Source organism: Sorangium sp. So ce204, assembly GCF_051526795.1.
Classification (GTDB): domain Bacteria; phylum Myxococcota_A; class Polyangia; order Polyangiales; family Polyangiaceae; genus Sorangium; species Sorangium cellulosum_B.
In genome coordinates this window covers 12815964-12836999 of sequence record NZ_CP150317.1, presented here as the reverse complement: position 1 = coordinate 12836999, position 21036 = coordinate 12815964, and the positions used below count along the sequence as shown (strand labels likewise).

Here is a 21036-nt window from a genome sequence, read left to right as displayed (position 1 = left end):
CGCGGAGCTCCAGATTGCGGGCACCCCCGAGCGGGGACCCAACCAGGAGCTGGCACCATGTCTCAACATCTCCCTCTCGCAGGTCGCATCGCCGTCGTCACCGGGGCCTCCAGCGGCATCGGTGCGGCCACCGCGCGCAAGCTCGCAGCGCAGGGCGCCGCCGTCGCGCTCCTCGCGCGCCGCAAAGACCGCCTCGATTCGCTGGCCGAGGGCATCCGCGCCGCGGGCGGGCGCGCGCTGGCGCTCGCGGTCGACGCCAGGGACAGGACCGCCGTCGCCGGCGCGGCGCGGTCGATCGCGGCCGAGCTCGGCCCCGTCGACCTCGTGATCAACAACGCCGGCGTCATGTTGCCGTCCGGCGTCGAGGAGCACCGGATCGCCGATTTCGAACAGATGATCGAGGTCAACCTCACCGGCGCGATGCGGGTCGTCGACGCGTTCATCGATCCGCTGCTCGCGGCCGCGAGGCGGGGCGGCCCGTCGGACCTCATCAACATCTCGTCGATCGGCGCGCACGGCGTCTTTCCGACGTTCGCCGTGTACTGCGCCACCAAGGCCGCCGTCACCCACCTCTCGCGCAACCTGCGCGCCGAGCTCGGACCGAAGCACGTCCGCGTCTCGGTCATCGAGCCTGGGTTCGTCGACACGGAGCTCCAGAGCCACATGACCGACGAGGCCGCCAAGGCGTGGATCGCCGAGGCGAGGCAGCAGATCACGTGGCTCACGGCGGACGACCTGGCGAGCACCATCGCCTTCACGGCCGCCCTCCCGCGGCACGTCAACCTGGCGCACGTCACCGTCATGCCGACCCAGCAGGTGTGACCGGCGCCTCCTCGCGACCGGAGACGCTCGCGGCGCCGTGACGCGCGCCCTGCGCTACCCGTGATCCAGCTTCTCCAGCTCGCGCACGCGCGCCTCCAGCTCACGCACGCGCGCCTCGGCCGCCTCCCTCGCGCGGGCCTCGATCGCCGCGGCTTCCTCCTGGGTGGGCACGAGCTCGCCCTTGCCGCCGGTGCGCGTGAGGCGGAGCCGGGCCTCGGCCCCGCTGCCGATCACGCAGAGCCAGCTGTCGAGCGCGGGGCTCCACACGCGCCCGGCGCCGGCGTACACGCGGACATACGCGCCGTCGGGGTCGCGCCGGTAGGCCTGGAGCGCCACGCGCCCCGCCGGCGGCCGGTGCGTGGCGGCCAGCGGATCGAAGATCGCGAGCTCGGGGCAGCCGAGCTGGCAGTACTTGAGCGGGACGTCCTCGTAGGCCTTCTGCCAGTCGGTCGCCACGATCTCCAGGGCGAAGCGCGGGGGCCGGTGTCCGGGCAGCCAGGTCTGCCACTGCTTGGGCAGCGGCGGCGCGGGGCGGTGATCGAGGAGGTAGACGTCCGGCGAGACGCGCACGAGCGGCTCCTCGCGCACCCAGGCGAAGAACCGATCCGTGCCGGCGTGGTGGTCGGTCCAGCCGCGCTCGCGTGCGAGCTGCGCGATCGAGGAGAGGAGCAGGCGGGAGATCTCGTCGTGCTCGCCCCACGCGCCGATGCCGTCCGCGTCGTCCAGGTACCAGTCCGACCAGTCGATGGTCGCGCGGAGCTCCTCGGGCTCCGGGTCGCGGACGACGAGCGCGCGCGGCAGGCGCGTCGCAGGGGGAGCGGCTCCGGAACGGGCAGGCAGCACGAGCCCGCACGGTAGCACCCCGAGCGGAGCGGCGGGAGCCACAGGCGGGCGCGACGGCGCGCGGCAGTCGGCCGTGGCGCGCCGTCGGGCGGAGCCGGAGGAGGCGCGGCGCGGCGCCGCGGGCGGCTGTCGCCAGCGCGCTCCAACGGACTGCGCGCCGCGTCGCCGAGGCGGCGTGGGGCTCCCGATCCGGCGCGCCGGCGCCATGTCGGCGGCATGCGTTCTCTCGGGGGAGTGCTCTTCGACGTGGATGGGGTGGTGGTCGACTCGCCGCATGAGCGCGCCTGGCAGGAGGCGCTGGAGGCGCTGATGGCGACCGAGTGGCGCGCGATCGCGCCCGAGACGCGCTACGCGCCGGAGCGGTTCACGACGGCCGTCTACCAGAGCGAAGTCGCCGGCAAGGCGCGCGAGAGCGGCGCGCGCGCGGCGCTCGACTACTTCGGCGTGCCCGACGCGGCGGAGCGCGCCCGGGTCTACGCCGAGCGCAAGCAGGAGGTGCTGCTCCAGAAGATCGCGGCGGGGAAGTTCGTCGTGTTCCCTGACGCGACGCGGCTGATCCTGGAGCTCAAGGCGCGCGGCGTGCTCCTCGCAGCGGCGTCGTCGTCCAGGAACGCCAGCGAGCTCCTCCGCAGGATCCGCGTCGACGCCTTCGTCGAGCACCAGAACCCCCGCCGCGCGCCGGTCTCCCTGGGCGGGACGCTGCTCGATCTGTTCGACGCCGACCTCTGCGGCGTCGCGGTGGCGCGCGGAAAACCGGCGCCGGACCTGTTCCTGGCCGCCGCGCGCGCGCTCGGCGTCCCGCCGCCGCGCTGCCTCGTGATCGAGGACGCGCCCTCCGGGGTGCAGGCCGCGAAGACGGCCGGGATGATCTCGATCGGCGTGGCGCGGCTCGCCGACGAGGCGCTGCTGGCGGCCGCGGGGGCGGATCGCGTCGTGACGACGCTCGACCAGCTCGATGCGGACGCGCTGGTCGACGGGCGGATCGCGGCGCGCGCGGCGTGAGCCGCGGCGCCCCCCCTCAGCCGCCCTGCTTGCGGACGATCGCCAGGCTCCAGATCTCCCCGGCGCTCGTCCCGACCCACAGCGTCGGCGACCCCTTGCCCGCGACCGCGAGCACGGCCGGCTCGCCGCGGGCGCCGAGCGTGACGCTCGCCGTCGGCGCGGGCGGCGCGCCGGAGGCGGCCTCGATGGCGGCGCCGTCGAACAGCGCGACGCGGCCGTCCGCGAAGGCCGCGAAGAGGCTCGACTCGAGGACGGCGACGTCGGCGACGGGATCGGCGAACGTGAGCATCTTGGCCGCGAGCTTGCCGGACGACCTCACGACCGCGCAGAGCGCGCTCGCGCCGCGCTTGTACACCGCCGTCAGCTTCGGGCCGCCGCGCACGCGATCGAGGTTCTGGGCCGCGCGCGGCAGCGAGGCGCGGAGCGTCGGGCCCGGCTCGGGCGTGGCGCCGGGGTGGACGCGGAGCTCGCCGCCCTCCCCCACGCCGTCCATCACCACGTGCGCCTCGGTCTCGGTCAGGTCGAACGCCCGCGCGGAGCCGCGCACCGCGAACGTGCGGCCGTTCACCTCGGTCTTGTCGAGCTTGAGCTCCGTCGCGCTGCCGTCCCAGCCGAGCGCGAGCGCCGTCTCGCCCGACGGCCGCGTGGCGAGCTGCCGCGCGTCCCGGCCGACCTGATCGAGCTTCGGGCCGTGCGTGATGCCGAGCAGCGCCCACACCGCGTCGTCGCCGCTCCGCACCACGGCGACGTCCTTCGACAGGAGCGCCACGTCGTGCGCCGAAGGCAGCGACAGGTTCGTCGTCTTCGCGCCGGAGCCGCCGACCGGGCAGACGACGAGGCGCACCGGATCGGTCGAGACCATCGCGACGAGCCCGGGGCTCGCGAGGACCGCGGCGCCTCGGATCTCCGCGTCCAGGCCGTGCACCTTGCGGGGGGAGCTCAGATTGCTGAAGGGCATGGCCCGCTAGGATACCGGTTCTCGCGCGGCGCGGTCAGCCCTTGATGAGCGAGCGGACGTCGATGTCGAGGTTCTCGGACTCCGCGACCGCATCCATCGCCTTGCGGAGCTGGGTGACGGTCACCCCGGCGGGGACGTCGACGCGGGCCTCCATCCGGAAGAGCTGCGAGCCGGTGACGGGCGCCTCGTAGGCCGAGGTCTCGAGCGAGACGATGTTGACGCCGACGCCGTGGAGCGCGCGCGACACCGCGCGCACGATGCCCTCGTGATCGAGCGCGTCGACGGAGATGACGCAAGGGATGGTCGCCGCGCGCCGGTGCGACTCCGGGCTCTTGGTCCTGCGGCTCTGCACCGTGAGCCCCGTCGCCCGGGTGAGCGCCTCCGTCTCGCGCTCGACCGCCGCGATCGCGCCGGGGGGCCCCGACGCGAGCAGGAGGATGCCGAACTCGCCGCCGAGCACCGCCATCCGGCTGTCCTCCACGTTGGCGCCGCGCTCCGTCAGGTAGTGGGTCACCTCCGCGACGATGCCCGTCCGATCAGGGCCGAGGCAGGAGAGGACCAGGAAGACTTCAGGCTCGGACGTCGTCGTCATGCGGCGCATCTTAGTCCGATCCGCGCGGCCAGCGCACCTCGCCGCCGGCGCGCGGCGAGGCGCGCGTCCCGGACGACGAGCGCCCGGGCAACGCCGTCCGTGTCCTCCGGCCGAGCTCCCCCGAGGGCGGCCGGATCGAGCGCCGCGCGCGCGTCCGCGCGCGTCATGCCGGCGACGAGGCGCTTGTCTCCGGCGGGCCAGTGGGCGAGAGACGGCCATCCCCATGCTGTACGAACGCGACAACATCCATCGACTCACGCCCTACACGCCCGGCGAGCAGCCGCAGCGGGCCGACGTGGTCAAGCTCAACACGAACGAGAACCCGTACCCGCCGCCGGCCGCCGTGCTCGAGGCGATCCGGGACGTCTCGGCCGATCAGCTCCGCCGGTACCCGCCGCCCCGGGCGCAGCAGTTCCGCGAGACAGCGGCGCGGATCCATGGCCTGTCGCCCGAGCAGGTGATCGCCACGAACGGCGGCGACGAGCTGCTCCGCATGGCCGTGACGGTGTTCTGCGAGCCCGGCGGCCGCGGCATCGGCGAGACGTACCCGACCTACTCGCTCTACGACGTGCTCGCGGAGATCCACGGCACGACGATCACCCAGGTCCCCCTCGCGGAGGACTGGTCGGTCCCGGAGGATTTCGCAGAGCGCCTGAACGAGCGCGGCTGCCGGCTCGCGCTCCTCGTCAACCCGCACGCGCCGTCGGGGCGGCAGGAGCCGCTCGACAAGCTCGAGCGCGTCGCGCGGGCGTTCCGCGGCGTGCTCCTCATCGACGAGGCGTACGTCGACTTCGCGGAGCTCGACGCGACGCCGCTGCTCGACCCGGCGCGGGGGCTCGACAACGTGCTGCTGCTGCGGACCCTGAGCAAAGGGTACTCGCTCGCGGGGCTCAGGTTCGGGTACGGGCTCGGGCACCCGCGGCTCATCGAGACGCTCGACAAGGCCCGCGACAGCTACAACACCGACATCCTCTCGCAGGCCGCGGCCACCGCGGCGCTGTCCGCGCGGGACGAGGCGCGGAAGAGCTGGGAGAAGGTGATCGCCGAGCGCGCCCGGCTCACGGGGGCGCTCCGGCAGAGGGGGTTCACGGTGGCGCCGAGCCAGAGCAACTTCGTCCTGGCGAGCCCGCCGGGAGGAGGGCTGTCGGCGCAGGCGATGTACCGGGCGCTCTACGACCGCGCGATCTTCGTGCGCTACTGGGACGCGCCGCGCATCCAGGACAGGCTGCGGATCACGGTGGGCACGCCGGAGCAGAGCGACGCGCTGCTTAACGCGATCGACGAGCTGTCGCGCGCCGCCGGGGCCGCGAGCGCGTCATGAGCTGAGCCGCCGTGGCGGATGGGGCTATGCGCCCTCGCGCGCCGTCCGCTTCGTGCGCACGTGTACGATCGTTGCGCAGCCCCTGGCCTCAGCGCATCGCGCGCCGGCGGGCCGCGCCTGTGGCATCGGCCCTGCAATCCCCTCGACCATTCACTGCACAGCGTGCCCCACAGGTCGGGTCCTAACGCCTCGTCGATCCACGGCGGGAGAGGAGATTGCTTATGCGTCAACAGCGTCAACAGCATCAACAGCGTCACCAGCGTCATCAGAGCAGCCGTTCATCGTCCCATGTCCCGTCGCGCCTGTTTCGCGGCGGCGCCCCCTGCCTTTCCCTGGCGCTCGCGACGGCGTGCGGTGCTGGCTCCGGCGGGAGCCCGGACGACTCGCTGACGTCCAGCGCGACCGCCGAGGGCTCCGGCAACGGCGGCAGCGGCACCGGCACCGGCAGCACCTCCGGCAGCGGCCACGGCGGCAGCTCCGGCAGCGGCGGCGGCGCGGTCGCCCCGCCCGGCAGCTGCGGCGCGAGCGGCGCCACCGTGAGGCGCACCTACGCGCCCAGGCTGTTCACGGCGGGCGCGGATCCCTCCGGGGATGCCGAGTGCCAGGGCGTGCTCAACCCCGAGCGCGGCGTCTTCCATTTCAGGGATCTTCGAAGCCTGGGATCCGTCGCTGGCCTTCGAGACGAGGGATACACGCTGATCTACGGTCAGGCGCTCATCGACGATTACCGCGCACGGGACATCGATCAACCCCTCATCGACCAGCTCAACGAGAGCTTCGCCGCCGTGCGCTCGGCGGGGCTCAAGGTGCTCCCCCGCTTCTACTACGCGACGGACATCGGCGAGGACGACGCGCCGCTCGGCCGCGTGCTGTCCCACATCGACCAGCTCAAGCCCGTCCTGGAGGCGAACGCCGACGTCATCGCCGTGCTGCACCCTGGCTTCGTCGGCGCCTGGGGCGAGTGGCACTCCTCGACGAACGATCTCACCCGTCCAGAGAGCCGCAAGCAGATCTTCGACGCGCTGCTTCAGGCGCTGCCCGCGAGCCGGATGACCCTCGCGCGCCGCCCCTCGCACAAGCTCGAGGCGTACGGCGGCCCGCTGACCGAGGAGACGGCGTTCTCCGGAGCGCCGCTCTCGCGCGTCGGCCACCTGAACGACTGCTTCCTCGCGAGCGAAGACGACGAAGGCACCTACCAGCTCCCCGGCGAGAAGGCCTACGCCGCCGCGGACTCGGCGTTCACGCCGGTCGGAGGCGAGACCTGCGGCCGCAACCCGCCGCGCAGCGAGTGCGCCTCGGCGCTCGCCGAGCTGTCCGCGCACCACTTCAGCTTCATCAACACCGACTATCATCCCGACGTGCTCGATGACTGGCGATCCGGGGGCTGCTTCGAGACGATCGCCTGCCGCCTCGGGTACCGCTTCGTCGTGATGGAGCACGAGTCATCCGAGCAGATCGCGCGCGGGCAGCCGCTGCCCCTCCGGCTGCGCGTGTTCAACGACGGGTACGCCCGGGCCTATAACCCGCGACCGGTCTACCTCGTGCTCCAGCAGGGCGAAGCGCGGCGCGTGGTCCAGGTCGACGCCGATCCGCGCCGCTGGGCTCCTGGCGAGGAGAGTGAGATGTGCCTCGAGGCGCAGATTCCGGCCGATCTCCCGCCGGGCGACTATCAGCTCGGCCTGTGGCTGCCCGACGCATCCGAGCGCCTGCGCGACGACCCGCGCTACGCGATCCGACTCTCGAGCGGCGCGGCGTGGGACGGCGCCAGCGGCGTCAATCTGCTCCACGCCGCGGTCCGGGTGGTCGAGTGACCGGCCAGGGGGCCCCGCCGCGCGCGAGCGGCCGCACCCACGGCCCAGGCTGATCCGTCGGCCGTCAAGCGTCGAGCTTCGTCGTGCTAGAGCGGTGATCGGCCGCGCCTGATACAGCGCCTACATAAGAAAACCGTCAAGCACCTCAGCCAAGGAGAAGCACAGATGAGCCAGGAATCCGAGCGAGACAAGATGATGAAGAAGACTGCGGTCCTCGAGATCCCCGGCATGGATGCCGTCCTCCTCCGCAGGGGTATCGAGTACCAGGCGACCGATGCAGGCGCCCTGACCTTCGACCTCTACGCTCCACCAACCTCGGTGGCCGAGGCGCGGGCGCCTGCCGTCGTCTTCGTGTCCGGCTATCCGGATCCGGGGTTCGAGTCGGTGTTCGGCTGCAAACGCAAGGAGATAGGGCAATCGACGTCGTGGGGACGGCTGGTGGCCGCTTCCGGCCTCGTGGGCATCAATTACACGAACCGGGAGCCGTCCGATCTCCACGCGCTGCTCGATCACCTCCGGCAGAACGCCGCCTCGCTCGGGATCGACGAGCGCCGGATCGGCCTGTGGGCCTGCTCCGGCAACGTCCCCATGGCCCTGTCGGCGCTGATGCGGGAACCGAGCGGCTCGCTCCGGTGCGCCGCCCTCTGCTACGGCTTCATGCTCGATCTCGGTGCGTCCACCCGCGTCGCGGAGGCGGCGGCGCAGTTCCGGTTCGTCAACCCGTGCGCCGGGAAGTCGATCGACGACCTCCCTCAGGATCTGCCCCTGTTCATCGCCAGGGCAGGACAGGACAGGATGCCTCACCTGAACGAGACGATCGATGACTTCGCCGCCGGAGCGCTGGCCCGCAACCTGCCAGTGACGCTCGTGAACCACGCCGCGGGGCCGCACGCGTTCGATCTGCTCGACGACAGCGAGGCTTCGCGAGAGACGATCAGGAGCCTCCTGGGGTTCCTGCGCTTCTATCTCCTGGGGTAGCGCGATCCGGCCTGCGCGCTCGGCTCACCGGGCCCCGCCGGCGAGCGACGCCACAAGCCCCCGCTCGGCCTCACGCTCTGACGGACGACGGCTCGGCCGCGCCGCGCACCGCGTCGCGGAACCACCGCTGCGCCGGATCGCGGTGGTGGCGCTCGTGCCAGTACATGCGCACCTCGAAGCCGGGGAGCTTCACCGGCGGATCGACAACGCGCAAGGGGAGGATCTCCGCGAAGGCCTCGGCCACGCGCGCGCCGACGGTGACGACCAGGTCGGAGCCGGCGACCACGTGGGGCGCGAGGAGGAAGTGCGGCACCGCCAGCGCCACGCGACGGCGCTTGCCGAGCTGCGCCAGCGTCTCGTCGACGACACCGCCGGGCGTGCCGCGCGGGGCGATGAAGACGTGGCGCATCGACGTCCAGGCGGCGAGGTCGATGCCCTTCTTCACCAGCGGGTGCCCCTTGCGCACGAGGCAGACGAAGCGCTCGCGGTAGAGCGGGCGTGACCGGATGCCAGCGGGGAGCCCCTCGCTGCGCGCCGGGGCCACCACCACGTCGGCGTCGCCGCGGGCGAGCTGCTCCCCGAAGGAGGCGTCGACCGCGCGGAGCCAGAGATCGACGTTAGGCGCCTCGCGCCCGAGGCGATCGAGGAGCTGCGGCGCGAGGACGAAGGAGCCGTAGTCAGCGGTGGCGACGCTGAAGCTGCGGGCGGCGCTCGCGGCGACGAACGGCTCCTCGGCGCGGAAGCAGCGATCGAGAGCGCGCATCGCCTCGCGCACCGGCTCCGCCAGCTCCTCGGCCCGCGCCGTCGGGGCGAGGCCGCGCGAGGTGCGGACGAAGAGCGGATCGCCGAAGAGGCGCCGGAGCCGGCCGAGCGCGTGGCTCGTCGCCGACTGGGTGAGGCCGAGCCGCTTGCCCGCGCGCGTGAGGTGCCGCTCGTCGAGGAGCGCGCCGAGCACCCGCACGAGGTTGAGATCGACCGAGGCCACGTCATGAAGGGCAGGCATGATGAGTATGTCTATCATGCAGTGGATCGATGCGCCGAGCCGACGCATCTTCTCCGCGTCGACGGCGCGTTCGCCGTGAAGAACAAGGAGCACGCACATGCACTGCGTCATCGCGGGGGTTCGGGGGAAACGGGCTCGGTCGTCGCCAACACGGCGCCACCGCCACAATCGTTTGGAGGTTTCAGCATGAAAGCGGCAGTCGTACATGCGCTCGGTGTCCCGCCGTCCTATGACGATTTCCGTGAGCCGGAGCCCGGCGACGGTGAGACCGTGGTGACCGTACACGCCGCTCCGCTCAGCCCCATCGTCAAAGGCCTGGCCTCGGGCAGGCACTATGCGAGCGGAACGAGCGGCGGCTTCGTCCCGGGCGTCGACGGCGTCGGCACAGACGCTGCGGGGAGGCGTGTCTACTTCCTGTTCCCGAAGGCGCCCTTCGGCTCGATGGCGGAGAGGTCGCTCGCCATGGACAGCATGATCGTGCCGGTGCCCGACGCGCTATCCGATGAGCAGGCCGCGGCGATCGCGACCGCGGGGCTCGCCTCCTGGATCGCGCTGTCACGCCGGGCGCTCCTCCAGGAGGGCGACACGGTGCTCGTGAACGGCGCGACGGGCGCGGCGGGGGGCATGGCGATTCAAACCGCCCGTCACTTCGGAGCGAGCAAGGTGATCGCTGTCGGTCGTGACAAGGTGAAGCTGGACCGGCTCGACGCCGACGTGAAAATCGCCTTGGACGAGGACGCGGATCGATCATTGCGGGATCAATTCGATCAAGGCGTCGACGTCGTGCTCGACTTCGTGTGGGGCGAGCCGGCCGTCCGCGTTCTCCGGGCAGCGACGAAGGACCGTGGGTCCAGGGCTGGCGAGCCACGCCTGCGCTTCGTTCAGCTGGGTACCGTGGCTGGCGACGAGATTCCAATCCGAGGTGACATGCTGCGCAGCACGGGGCTCGAGCTCATCGGCAGCGGTATCGGAAGCGTTCCCGTGAAGGATCTGCTGGCCGGGGCCGGCGAGTTGCTGGCAGCGGCCCCGGAGGCCGGCTTTCGTGCGCCGTTCAAGAGTCTGCCCCTCAGCGCTGTGACCAATGCCTGGAACGAGGAGCCGGATGTGCGGTGTCTTCTCCTGCCGAACGCGACGGCCTAGAGCGGCGGTCATCCGCTTCGGATACGGGCCCATCTCGACGTTTTCGGTGCTCAGCGCACTGGAGTGCGCTTCCGCGCCGAAAACGCCGATCTGGACCCGTCTCCTGTGCGGATGACCGCCGCTCTAAGGTCGATCATCAGCCTGCATGCAAGGAGAACTGGTCATCCGGCCGGCCGCGCGTTTGAAGAACGCGCCCGGTGTGAGCCCGACGAGCTGACGGAAGTCGGCGATGAGGTGGGCCTGGTCATAGTAGCCCGCGTCCGCGGCGATGCGCGCCCAGTCGCACGAGGTCGCTGCCATTCGCACCACGCGTTGCAGGCGGACGGTCCGCGCGAACTCCTTCGGGCCGATGCCGACGTTCTCGATGAATGCGCGGCGAAGGTGCCGCGCCGTGACGCCGAGCCGATCGGCAACGCTCTCCACCCGGACCTCGCCCCCTTCGAGCAAGCGAACCGCACGGCGGGCGAGCTCCCCCGATGTCGTCTCGAAGGGTTGGCCGGCGCGGAGGGCGAGCGCCCGGGCGACGCGGTCGATCACGTCCGCGCGGCTCCTCGCGGCGAGTAGCTCACCGCAGAGCTCGCGCCCCGCGCGGCCCCACACGTCCTCCAGCGGAACGATCCGGTCCGTGAGCTCGCTCGCCGCCACGCCGAGCAGCGGAACCGACCAGCCAGGCTTGAACCGAAGAGTGACCGTCCGCGCGAGGCCGGTCTTGCTCTTGAATATCGCGCGCGTCCGGGGGCCCGCGGCCCACACGTCCCCCTCACGCCCCCCCTCGAGCACTCGAAAAAAGAGGCCCGTTCTGCCGTCGGGAAGCCACTCGACGTCGAACACCCGACCGGGGGGTGCCGCGACATCACGGACGTCCTCGACGAAGCGCGGGAGCGCGAGGGTGAAGAGATCCATCGCAGCGGCCACGTTCGTCATTCTTACGCCTCTCGTGCGGCCGTTCAAGCCGACGCGGGTGCCCGCGTCGATCGGCTACCGCTCACTGTCGAGCGCCTTCATGTGCTGGGCGGGGTAGCGCGTGCCGCCGATCGCGTCCGCTGGCACGATGCTCTCGAGCGCCGCGACGTCGCTCGCCGACAGCGGCTTGTCGAGGGCCACGAGGGCATCGTCGAGCTGGGCTCGCGTGCGGGCCCCGACGATCGGCACCAGCGTGGGCTGCTTCGCCAGCACCCACGCGAGCGCAACCTGAGCCGGCGTCATCCCGCGCTCGCCGGCGAAGGCGTGGAGCTTCTCGACGACGCTCGCGTTCTTTGCCCCCTGTTCGCCGGCGAAGCGCGGCATGTACTGCCGGAAGTCCCCCTTTCCGGAGGGCTTGCTGCCGGTGAGCAGCCCTCGCGCAAAGACCCCGTAGAGCGTCGCGCTCATCCCCAGCTCTTCGAGCGCGGGGAAGATGGACGCCTCGGGCCCGCGCGTCGCGATCGCATACTCGATCTGCAGGTCCACGATCGGGTGCACCTTGCTCGCGCGCCGGATCGTCTCGACCCCCACCTCGGACAGCCCGATATGCCGGACGAAGCCGGCCTTGATGAGATCGGCGATCGCCCCGACGGTGTCCTCGATGGGCACCTGCGGGTCGAGGCGCGCGGGGCGGTACACATCGATGACCTCCACGCCCAGCCGTTGCAGGCTGTACGTCACGAAGTTCTTCACGGCCGCCGGGCGGGTGTCGATGCCCAGCGCTGCGCCGTCCGGGCCGCGCATCGCGCCGAACTTCACCGACAGGTGGACCTTGTCGCGCACCCCCTCGATCGCGCGCCGGATGAGGAGCTCGTTGTGCCCGTTGCCGTAGAAGTCTCCGGTGTCGATCAGGGTGATCCCTCGCTCGATGGCGTGGCGGATCGTCGCCACGCTCTCGGCGTCCTCGGCCGGACCGTAGGCGCCGGACATCGCCATGCAGCCGAGGCCGACGGGAAAGACGCTGGGCCCGGTCTTGCCCAGCGGAGTCGATCGGAGCGGGGAGCGGCCCATCGTGGCATCGAGGTGGGTCATGGGGTGTTCATGCCACGCGCCCGCGGCCTCCGATTGGAAGAACCGGACATTTCGACGATCCGGCAGACCACAACCGTGTCGTGCACCGGCTCGTGCACGGCGGGTTGCTCATGCGGCGCGGGACGACCGCTCACGATGTCCGCTCCTTCCAATCGGAGGGCGGCGGCAAGGGGTACGAAGGCGTGGACATACGCTGTATCCAGCCAACCACCGTCAGGAGCGAACACATGCAAGACAATCACGTCGCCTTGGTCACGGGGGCCAATCAGGGGATCGGCCTCCAGATCGCAAAGGAGCTCGCCGCGAAGAACTTCACCGTTATGGTCGGCTCGCGTGACTTCGTGCGCGGCGTGGAGGCGGCCAAGACGATCGACGGAGACGCACGCGCGCTCCAGCTCGACGTGACGGATCGGGCTTCGATCGCCGCTGCGGCGAGGCGCATCCGCGAGGAGCTCGGCCGCCTCGACGTGCTCGTCAACAACGCGGCCATCTCGCACACGGGACGGCGGCCGGGCCTGACCGTCGAGGAGTATGCCAGGTCGACCCTCGCGAGCAACGTGTCCGTCGATGAGCTGCGCGCTGTGTTCGAGACCAACGTGTTCGGCGTCGTCGCTGTTTTCCAGGCGATGCTGCCGCTCCTGCGCGAGGCGCCGGCGGCCCGCATCGTCAACGTGTCGAGCGGCGCTGGCTCGCTGACGATGAACGCGGATCCGGCCTTTCCATGGCGCTCGATCTTCGGCCCCGCCTACCCTGCATCCAAGACGGCTCTCAACGCGATGACGCTCGCCATGGCGATCGAGCTGGAGTCGACCGGGATCAAGGTCAACGCCGCCTCCCCGGGCTTCACCAGGACGAACCTCAACAACTATTCGGGCACGGAGACCGTCGAGGAGGGCGCCCGCGAGGCGGTCCGCCTTGCGCTGCTCGGCCCGGACGGCCCCACGGGTACGTTCTCGCACGCAAACCTCGGACGGCTTCCGTGGTGACCGCGTGTTGGGCACGCCGGGTCTGAAAACAGCTCCATGACAACGTCACCCGCAACCATCGGTGCACGACCATCCACGAACTCGTCAAGGAGGTGGATGATTGCCTGCAGGCCCTCTCCCCCCTACCCGGGGTCGACCGCGAGCCTGCGGCCGGTGCTCAGCTCGCCCGTTGCCGATTCAGGATCGGCTATTTAGGTGCAGCCTCAGCCGAACAGTGCTCTCACACGGGTCAACCGACTCATGGGCACCTGTTCCCGCCGCGACAGGGGTGACCCTGCAGCATCCCTCTGGCTTCGAGATGCGGGTCAGGTAGGACCCAGATCCCGTCGCTGCGCTCCGAGCGCGCCCGGGCGCTCCTGAACGGGTCGCCGAGCGCTGGTGGAATGGGCGGCCGAGTCGATCGGAATACGCATTCGGCAGCAAATGAGCGTGGCTTGCGCGCGGTGTTTGTTGTAAGAAGTGAGTATGAATCAGCTTGCGAAATCAGGGGGGACAAGGGGAGCTGCCCGTCAATCATCCGTCCGAGGGATCCCCGTCGCGGGCGGTGGGCCTGCTCCGCGCGCGACGAGCAGCGCCATGTCGCGCATCATCGGGGGTATCGCGATCGTCGGTGCGCTCCCTCTGGCGTATTGGCTCGGCACCCGTACGGCGACGGCCGATCGTCCGGCGCTCACGGCGCGGGAGTCCGGCGCGCCGGATCGCAGCGTCTCCGCACCTATCAAGAAACCGCCCGTGATCCCAGCTGCGCCTGATGTCGTGCGCGAGGGATCCCTCGCCGAGCCCGAGTCGGCTGTCGGCGCGCCGCCCTCCGAGCCTCTGGAACCACCGCAACAGGAGCCGTCGGCGCTCGAGCATCGCGATCGGGTCGTGGCTGAGCTGCGCGCCTCTGGCGTGGACCGCCGCCTGGGCGCGCCGGCATCGACGGTGGTCGACGGGTGGTCGAGCAAGCTCGCGCGGTTCGCGGTCGGCGGGTCGTTCGAGAAGGAGGAGTGTTTCGCGAAGGGCTGCTTTGTGACCATCGTCCACCCATCGCTGCAGGACGCGGAGAAAGCCACCGATATCATCACCCGCACCGGCGAGTTCAATGGCTGGCAAGCGGGCAAGATGCGCAGCGGTCCGATCGCTCACGACGATGGTCGCGTGGAACTTACATGGGTGATGTATCCACCGCCGCCCGACGGCCATGTGCTCCCCGAGACGCTGCCCCCGGACAACTTCGAGGAGCTGATGCGGCGCGGCTCCCCCCAGTGAGGGGTGCTCACGTCTGCATGATCGTGAGCGCCGGGCGCCTGTCTTGAGGTACGAAGTCTGTCGCGGGCCCGGGCTCCGACCCGACGCGCTGACCGCGCCAGCTCGTCTCGGCCCTGCTTGTCGAGCCCGCCCGCGGCTAGAGCACCGATCACGTTGAAACCCGGAGAAATTTCACAGGGAGGCGGGGAGGCGGGGAGGAAGAAGAAAATGAATTTCTCCCTCTTGCCGTCTCTCGCTCCCCGCCTCTCCGCCTCCCGGTGAAATTTCTCCTCTTTCTCGTGGTTTCAACCCGTTTGTCGCTCTAGATGCCGTTGTCGTTTACTGGAGACACGCTCACGGTGGACGTGATCCCTTCGAGCGTCACGTTCGACGGCAGCTTGCACATGACACCGACCTGCACCTCGGGGCCGATCAGCGTCCTGTAGGCGTCGAGGCGCACTTGACGCGTGACGCCGGCTACCTTTGTAAATGATGCGGATTCGGACATGCTCCCATCCCGGGTGACCCAGGTGAGCTTGCAGTCCGGGCAGCTGCCGCCGGCGACGCAGCCCGACGTGGCGGTGCCTCCCGCGTATTGAACCTCGGTGAACGAGATGAACCGGTTGTGCTCGGCGGTGTCGTCCGCGGGCGGAGTGATGGGACAGAACACGTCCAGCTCCGAAACCGACGTGTTGGTGATCCCGGACTCGCTGCGCGTGATCCCCGAGACCCCGCTCGCGGTCGTGGCCGCCGAGCACTCGATGCCGCTGACCTGGACGTTGTTCCAAACCGGCGTGAGGGACCAGGGATCGGGGACCGTCGACGGCAGCGAGTCGGGATTGTTGAGGGAGTCGCAGTTGTCAGCGAGCTGACACAGCATGATTTTGTAGCCGAGTATCGCCGTGGAGGCCGGCAAGACGCAGTTGTAGTCCAGGCTAGCCGCAGTCAAGCCCTCGTTGGCTTCCAGCGTGTGCGTTGCGTCGCTCCCCCAGAAGCTGCCGAAAGAACTGGGGTTGGAGTAGGCTGACGCGTCCGCGAGCTTGATCTTGCCGCTCCCGGCACCACCGGTGTTGCTCACCGTCGTGCTGTAGTACTTCGATCCATTGTTGGCCTGCATTCCGGCGTAGCAGCTGACGGTGCGAGAAGGGACGAAGGTCTGTCGCTGAAAATTCACGACCGCCAACATGGCCTCCGCCCAGTGATTGGCGTTGAAAGTGTAGGAGCCAGGGCCGTTGGAGCCCCAGCGGCTGGCCAGGGAGATCGGACAGATGGCCGTCCGATTCGACTGGGTGGTGTTGAGGAGGGCGCCGCTGCTGTAGACCACGCGATCGTCCGCGAGCGGTGTCGCGAAGTGACATGCCGCCCCACCGTCCTTCAGCAGCCAGTTCTTGTGCGTGGCCGACGCTGCCCCGGCGAACAGAGAGCAAGCACCGAACAATGCTATCATCGCGAGCTTTTTCATGGTGTTCACCTGTCAGTTCGGGATGACCGTGCTCGCGTAGTAGTAGATGCTGGTCAAATTGGGGGCATTGCAGGTCAGGCCCCAGTTCATCGTGGATTGGGAGCCGAATTCATTGAAGAAATACATGCTGCCGCCCCCTGTCCACGAGCTCGGCCCCGGGGTGGTGCAGCCCTGACTCGGGTCCGCCGAGCACGCGTAACGCGTGACTCCATAAGAGATGGATCCGTTGATCGCCTTCTCGAACTGACGGCAGCTGACCGAAGCAGTGCTGGCAGCATCATACACCCTGACCACGGTTGCCAGAGGGTCCACGTAGGTCGGATCATCGCTGTCCACTCCGTAGTAAGCCGTTGACCGCCGCGTGATCGGGCAGAACAGCGTGACCCCTCCAGGGGCCAAGGACAAGATTCCGCCTATGCTGCGCTGGAGATACACCTCGTCGCTCGATGTCCCGGCGACGCACCGGCTACCGCTCATGTTCACGTTGTTGTCCCCCCGGGTGTAGATGAAGTTGACCGGCGCCGCGTCGACCCCGACCGCCAGAGTGCTGACCACACCGAGCGCCAGCGCCTGCATTTGTAATTTCATGATGTCCTCCTTGGGATTCCCTTCTCACGCGCGAACCCCGAATAACGATCGGGCCCCGCCTCACGTAGCCGCATGGCTTCGCATCCGGCGCACCGGCTCTTCGTGAGACCTCGGAGAGGCGCTTCCGACGTTGCGTGTCGCCCGTTGCTGCGCCTGATGCGCTTGCCCGCTGGTGTTTATTGAAGAATGGCGAGCAACACGCGCCAGAGGGCGTGGCCGCGGGGAGATCTAGCACCCCGCGTGCCAGAGGCCGAGGAGGGCTGAGCCCTGGGGCGCTCGCCTCCGCCGCCGCGGCGTCGGCAGCGCGTGAGGGGCTGGCAGTGCGGACGCCGCCTGGGAACAGCTCCGGCCAGACAACAGGCGTGGAGAATGTTGCCGTCGCTGATCACGGAGAATGCGTGACATGTCACGGTGCAGGCGTGACATGTCACGGTGCAGGCGTGACATGTCACGGGACAGGCGTGACATGTCACGGGACAGGCGTGACATGTCACGGGAACGAGCCGGTCATGGGCCTTGTCCTGCAGGGGCGAAAAGAAACGGTGCTAGGGGCCGATTCGTTTCCGATGGGCGTTGGCGAGTGTCTGCTCAGCAAGTTCGGCGCATCGCCGAAGCACGACCTCCCGGCAGGATTGCTGGCCCGCAGCGCTACGCTGTGAGCGACGCCTCCAGCCGGTTGCCGGCCGCACGGTGAGCGAGCACCGCCACGACCTTCTCGACGATCACGCCCCCCGCCTCCGCGGCGGGCAGCCCGCCAGCGTGGATGTTGGAGATCACCGTGTATTCGAAGCCGATCGCAGGGTTGCCGCTGAAGGCGGCGGCCGCCTCCTGGTCCGCGCCGGGCGTGAGGCGGTAGGCGAGGTAGGCCGAGAGGCTGCTCGACGCCAGCTCGCCGCTCCCCGGGCGCTCGCCGAGCAGCACGACGACCAGCCGCGCCGCGAGCCGCTCGGCGACGGCCTCCGCGAGCTTCACCCGGCCATAACGCGCGAGCAGCGGCTGGCCGACGGTCACGCCGCGCGCCCCCAGGCCGTCCAGCAGGACCGGGAGCAGGTCAGGGATGTTGCGGTGAACGGCCTCGGCGCTCAGGCCGTCCGACACAACGATCTGCACCTCGGCCTCCTCCGGCGCGAGCCGGGCGGCGCTCTCCGGGGAGAGGCGCGCCCCCGCGTCGGCGGAGCCGAGGTGCTCTCCCTTGCTGGCCGCCGTCGTGGCGATGAGGCGGAACGCGGCGACGCGGGCCAGCTCGTCCTCGCGCAGCTCGGTGGCGAGCGCCGCCCGCGCGATGGCCTCGTCGCGGCGACCGCGGCGGCTCACCGCGTTGGCCGGGCGCGGGCCGGCGATCGCGAAGCCGTGGGCGGCGGGCGTGGCCGCGAGCAGCTCGGCGAGCTCGGCCTCGTCCGGGCAGAACTGCCGCACGTCGCCGAAGCGCGGCCCGCGGGTGATCGCGCCCGCCTCGCCCTGCCCCTCCCCCGCGCGCGCCAGGATGCCCCGGGCGAGGGCCCACTCCAGGAACTCGCCGCCGGGCGCGCGGCCGTGGATCTCCCGCAACGTCTGCACGTCATGCCCGCTCGTGTCGAAATAGGCGAGCATGCGATCGGTGTTGAGACAGACATCCATGTAGTAGTTGGCGCCCGCGGCGGTGAGGAGCTGCGTCGCCATCTGCTGGCCCTCCAGCGTGACGCGGGCGTGGAGGGTGTAACAAGGGGCCATGCCCATGGGCACGCCGAGGAGCTTGCCCATGAAATGGTCCTGGAGGTTCGCGAGGATCATCTCGCGGTCGTCGAGGTGCGTCTCCGGGCCGATGAAGCCGGTGACGTTGTTGAGCATGAACGGGTCCCAGCGGCGGGCGAGGCCGTAACAGAGCGCCTCGGCCGTGGCCATGTCGATGCCCTCGTGCTTGCCGTACGTGAGCTCGCTGCCCTGGCCGGTCTCGAAATACATGAACTGCTCGGCCTGGCCCGCGAGCGGGCCGCGCGCGGCCATGCGGCGATAGCCCTCGTCGATGAGATCCACGGTGACGTCGAACTCGGTGACACAGCACGACTCGGTGCCGGCCAGGCTCTGAAAGAGGATCTCCACGGGCGCGCCCTGGTCGAGCGCGGCGAGCTGCACCTTGAGGTGCGACAGGCAGCAGATCTGCGTGGGCACGCCTGTCGCGCGGCGGATGCGGTCGAGGTGGCGGAGGATCGCGGCGGTGGCCTCCACCGTGCCGGACGCGGGGTTGACGCCGAGCAGCGCGTCGCCGGCGCCGATGGAAAGGCCCCAGTAGAGCAGCAGGGTGATGCCCCGGAGATCGTCGGTGGGGTGGTTCGGCTGGAGGCGCGAGGCGAGCGTGCCGGGGGCGCCGAGGAGCGTGCGGGCGCGGGTCGGGCGGCTGATCTTGCGGGCGAGGTACACGAGCTCGTGCACGTCGCAGAGCTTGACGAGCGCCGCGGCCATGACCCCGGTCAGGGCGCGGCCGAGGCGCGCCACCTCCGGGCCGGGGGCGCGGAGCAGGTGGTCCTTGAGCTCGCCGACGCGCAGCGAGGCGATCCGGGCGAAGGCGTCTCGGTCGATGTCGTAATTGACGCGCATCACCGCGTCGATCTCGCCCCGCTCGCCGGTGAGCGGGTGATCGTGGAGGTGCTCCAGGGTCAGCTCGCCGAGCAGCTCCCGCGCGGCTTCCCGCGCCGCGTCGTCGCTCGCCGCGAGGCCTGCCTGGCGATCGCCGGCCTTGCTGCAGTCGGCGGCGCCGAGGAGCCGCTTCAAGCCGCGGAACGAGCCGTCGTGGCCAGGCAGGCGGGCCGCGTAGACGACGTCGGTCCGGGGGCGAGGGACCTCGATCCGATCGAGCGGGGTCGGTTCCTTCACGGCGCGCTCCTCCCTTCACGGAAGGTTCGCCGAGCGACGTCATGGCGTCATCCCGTAGAACGAGATCGGCAGGATCTGATCGCACAGGCGGCCGACCTGGACGAACCGGGCGCCGTGCGCCTGCACCTCGTCGATGACGACGAGGTCGATCGGCAGCGCGCCCCAGCCGGTCACGTAGCCCCCGAGCGTCTTGCCCGCGTTCTGCGCGGTGAGCAGCACGAGGGGGTGCTCGGGGATCGGTCCGGCGCGGCGCAGCGCGCCGGCGATGCGCGCGCCGAGGCCCTTGAGGGTGGCCGCCGAGACGTCGTCGAGGGCGATCTCCAGAGCGCCGCCGCGGGTGCTCCGTCGGAAGAGGTCCACGGCGTGATCGAGCTCGGCGTCGGACGAGGCGGGCGAGAGGCGCGCCAGGATGGGCACGTCGCGCAGGGGCAAGCGCTCGGGGCGCGGGAGGAACAGCGTCGCGCCGGAGAGCTGGGTGGCGTGGCGCAGCAGGCCGTACGCCGTGGCCCGGCCCATGCTGGCCGGCGTCGCGACCCGCGCGCTCAGCCGGGGCGAGGCGAGGATCGCGCGGGCGAGGTCCACGCCGAGATCGCCGTGGTGAGCCGGCTCGGGCAGCGGGCGCCCGGCCAGGCCGGCGTAGATCAGCTCGCCCACGCCCCCGGAGAACGTGAGGGTGGGCGCCGCGAGCCCCTCCGGCAGCGAGAAGGGCACCTGCACGTGGCGCGCGGCAGCGGGCGTGTCGAAGGCGCCGGCGCGCCCCGCGGTCGCCGCCTCGAGCAGATCCACGTAGAAGGCGACGACGGCCTCGGCCTCGGCCTGCGAGAGCACCTCGCCCGGGCCGCGGCGGAGCCCGAGGTGGTCGAAGGCGGCGCGGGCCTCGGGCGAGAGGGCGCGGAGGCGGCGCGAGCGCGGGTTGAGCGCGACGTGCCGCGCGCCCACGAGGAGGCAGCCGGTGCGCTGGACCTCGCCGGCCAGGCCGAGCGCGAGGTTCGTGGTGCCGCCGCCGATGTCCAGGTTGACGAGGGGCTCGCCGGGGCGCGCGCGCGACAGGGGAGCAGCGCTGCCCATGAAGGCCACCCAGGACTCGAGGCAGGGGTCCTCGGCGACGGCGAGCAGCGCGTCCCCAACCCGCGCGCGGATCAGCGCGGCGAGCGCGTCGGCGTTGCTCCGGCGGGCGGCGAGGCCGGTGATGATCGCCCCGCCGCCGAAGAGGGCCCCGGGCGCCACGCCCGCCTCGGCGAGCCAGCGATCGAGGAGCGCCGCCGCGGCGTCGAGATCGAGGGCGTCGCCGGCGAGGGGCGTGAGCGCCATCTCCGATCGGTACCGCTCCTCCAGCGCGCCGAGCTCCACCCGGCCGCTGCCCGCGGCGCGCGTGAGCGTCGCCGAGGCGGCCACGGCGCAGCTCGTGGTGGAGCCGAAATCCAGGCCGAGCAGGGTGACCTGGGCGCCCATCAC

Annotated in this window: 20 protein-coding genes; 9 read left to right on the top strand and 11 right to left on the bottom strand. The window is 70.8% G+C overall.

The window, feature by feature from the left end; translation table 11 throughout:
• Nucleotides 1-57 precede the first annotated feature (57 nt).
• Entirely contained in the window at nt 58-822 is a 765-nt protein-coding gene (locus WMF22_RS48620) for an SDR family oxidoreductase (protein ID WP_438034187.1), read from the top strand.
• A gap of 54 nt (nt 823-876) precedes the next feature.
• On the opposite strand, the gene WMF22_RS48615 is transcribed toward WMF22_RS48620, so the two are convergent.
• Entirely contained in the window at nt 877-1665 is a 789-nt protein-coding gene (locus tag WMF22_RS48615) for a Uma2 family endonuclease (RefSeq protein WP_437296640.1), read from the bottom strand.
• Between the two features lie 216 nt (nt 1666-1881).
• Here WMF22_RS48615 and WMF22_RS48610 point away from each other — a divergent pair, with 216 nt between their 5' ends.
• The gene (locus WMF22_RS48610; RefSeq protein WP_438034186.1) at nt 1882-2667 is read left to right on the top strand and encodes an HAD family hydrolase; all 786 of its coding nucleotides are present in this window, start codon (nt 1882-1884) and stop codon (nt 2665-2667) included.
• Between the two features lie 16 nt (nt 2668-2683).
• Here the strand turns inward: WMF22_RS48610 and WMF22_RS48605 are convergent, their stop codons facing one another.
• Both WMF22_RS48605 and WMF22_RS48600 read right to left on the bottom strand, forming a co-directional pair.
• A complete protein-coding gene (locus WMF22_RS48605) occupies nt 2684-3625 on the bottom strand; it encodes a hypothetical protein (RefSeq protein WP_438034185.1) in 942 nt (313 codons plus the stop codon).
• 34 nt (nt 3626-3659) lie between these two features.
• Nucleotides 3660-4217: a glycine cleavage system protein R gene (locus WMF22_RS48600; protein ID WP_437296637.1), complete on the bottom strand. Its 558-nt coding sequence runs from the start codon at nt 4215-4217 to the stop codon at nt 3660-3662.
• 223 nt (nt 4218-4440) lie between these two features.
• Here WMF22_RS48600 and hisC point away from each other — a divergent pair, with 223 nt between their 5' ends.
• Nucleotides 4441-5538 (top strand): histidinol-phosphate transaminase, encoded by a 1098-nt coding sequence (gene hisC / locus WMF22_RS48595; RefSeq protein ID WP_438034184.1) that lies wholly within the window; start codon nt 4441-4443, stop codon nt 5536-5538.
• A 265-nt stretch (nt 5539-5803) separates the two neighbouring features.
• Here the strand turns inward: hisC and WMF22_RS48590 are convergent, their stop codons facing one another.
• Complete coding sequence (locus WMF22_RS48590; RefSeq protein WP_438034183.1) at nt 5804-6085, bottom strand: hypothetical protein; 282 nt, start codon at nt 6083-6085, stop codon at nt 5804-5806.
• On the opposite strand from WMF22_RS48590, the gene WMF22_RS48585 reads away from it, so the two are divergent.
• Nucleotides 6075-7349, top strand: coding sequence for a DUF4832 domain-containing protein (locus WMF22_RS48585; protein WP_438034182.1), 1275 nt, complete (start codon nt 6075-6077; stop codon nt 7347-7349). The two genes, WMF22_RS48590 and WMF22_RS48585, sit on opposite strands and share 11 nt — an antisense overlap.
• A gap of 165 nt (nt 7350-7514) precedes the next feature.
• Entirely contained in the window at nt 7515-8327 is an 813-nt protein-coding gene (locus WMF22_RS48580) for an alpha/beta hydrolase (protein WP_438034181.1), read from the top strand.
• Between the two features lie 70 nt (nt 8328-8397).
• Here WMF22_RS48580 and WMF22_RS48575 read toward each other — a convergent pair whose 3' ends face one another.
• The gene (locus tag WMF22_RS48575) at nt 8398-9330 is read right to left on the bottom strand and encodes a LysR family transcriptional regulator (RefSeq protein ID WP_438034180.1); all 933 of its coding nucleotides are present in this window, start codon (nt 9328-9330) and stop codon (nt 8398-8400) included.
• Between the two features lie 186 nt (nt 9331-9516).
• Here WMF22_RS48575 and WMF22_RS48570 point away from each other — a divergent pair, with 186 nt between their 5' ends.
• On the top strand, nt 9517-10470 hold the full coding sequence (locus WMF22_RS48570) for a zinc-binding dehydrogenase (RefSeq protein WP_438037342.1): 954 nt from the start codon (nt 9517-9519) through the stop codon (nt 10468-10470).
• Nucleotides 10471-10593: 123 nt separating this feature from the next.
• On the opposite strand, the gene WMF22_RS48565 is transcribed toward WMF22_RS48570, so the two are convergent.
• Together WMF22_RS48565 and WMF22_RS48560 are read right to left on the bottom strand one after the other, a co-directional pair.
• Nucleotides 10594-11394, bottom strand: a complete 801-nt coding sequence (locus WMF22_RS48565) for a helix-turn-helix domain-containing protein (RefSeq protein WP_438034179.1) — start codon at nt 11392-11394, stop codon at nt 10594-10596.
• 54 nt (nt 11395-11448) lie between these two features.
• Nucleotides 11449-12465: an aldo/keto reductase gene (locus WMF22_RS48560; RefSeq protein ID WP_437296632.1), complete on the bottom strand. Its 1017-nt coding sequence runs from the start codon at nt 12463-12465 to the stop codon at nt 11449-11451.
• A 227-nt stretch (nt 12466-12692) separates the two neighbouring features.
• On the opposite strand from WMF22_RS48560, the gene WMF22_RS48555 reads away from it, so the two are divergent.
• Entirely contained in the window at nt 12693-13451 is a 759-nt protein-coding gene (locus WMF22_RS48555; RefSeq protein WP_438034178.1) for an SDR family NAD(P)-dependent oxidoreductase, read from the top strand.
• A 576-nt stretch (nt 13452-14027) separates the two neighbouring features.
• The gene (locus WMF22_RS48550) at nt 14028-14702 is read left to right on the top strand and encodes a hypothetical protein (RefSeq protein WP_438034177.1); all 675 of its coding nucleotides are present in this window, start codon (nt 14028-14030) and stop codon (nt 14700-14702) included.
• A gap of 301 nt (nt 14703-15003) precedes the next feature.
• Here the strand turns inward: WMF22_RS48550 and WMF22_RS48545 are convergent, their stop codons facing one another.
• Together WMF22_RS48545 and WMF22_RS48540 are read right to left on the bottom strand one after the other, a co-directional pair.
• Nucleotides 15004-16143: a hypothetical protein gene (locus tag WMF22_RS48545; RefSeq protein WP_437296629.1), complete on the bottom strand. Its 1140-nt coding sequence runs from the start codon at nt 16141-16143 to the stop codon at nt 15004-15006.
• A 12-nt stretch (nt 16144-16155) separates the two neighbouring features.
• On the bottom strand, nt 16156-16731 hold the full coding sequence (locus tag WMF22_RS48540) for a hypothetical protein (RefSeq protein ID WP_437296628.1): 576 nt from the start codon (nt 16729-16731) through the stop codon (nt 16156-16158).
• Nucleotides 16732-17240: 509 nt separating this feature from the next.
• Between WMF22_RS48540 and WMF22_RS48535 the strand changes: the two genes are divergently transcribed.
• Nucleotides 17241-17390 carry a hypothetical protein gene (locus WMF22_RS48535; protein WP_437296627.1) on the top strand — a complete coding sequence of 50 codons (150 nt, stop codon included), beginning with the start codon at nt 17241-17243 and terminating at the stop codon, nt 17388-17390.
• Here WMF22_RS48535 and eutB read toward each other — a convergent pair.
• Together eutB and WMF22_RS48525 are read right to left on the bottom strand one after the other, a co-directional pair.
• On the bottom strand, nt 17380-19581 hold the full coding sequence (gene eutB, locus WMF22_RS48530) for an ethanolamine ammonia-lyase subunit EutB (protein WP_438034176.1): 2202 nt from the start codon (nt 19579-19581) through the stop codon (nt 17380-17382). The two genes, WMF22_RS48535 and eutB, sit on opposite strands and share 11 nt — an antisense overlap.
• A gap of 39 nt (nt 19582-19620) precedes the next feature.
• Nucleotides 19621-21033 (bottom strand): ethanolamine ammonia-lyase reactivating factor EutA, encoded by a 1413-nt coding sequence (locus tag WMF22_RS48525; RefSeq protein WP_438034175.1) that lies wholly within the window; start codon nt 21031-21033, stop codon nt 19621-19623.
• Nucleotides 21034-21036 lie beyond the last annotated feature (3 nt).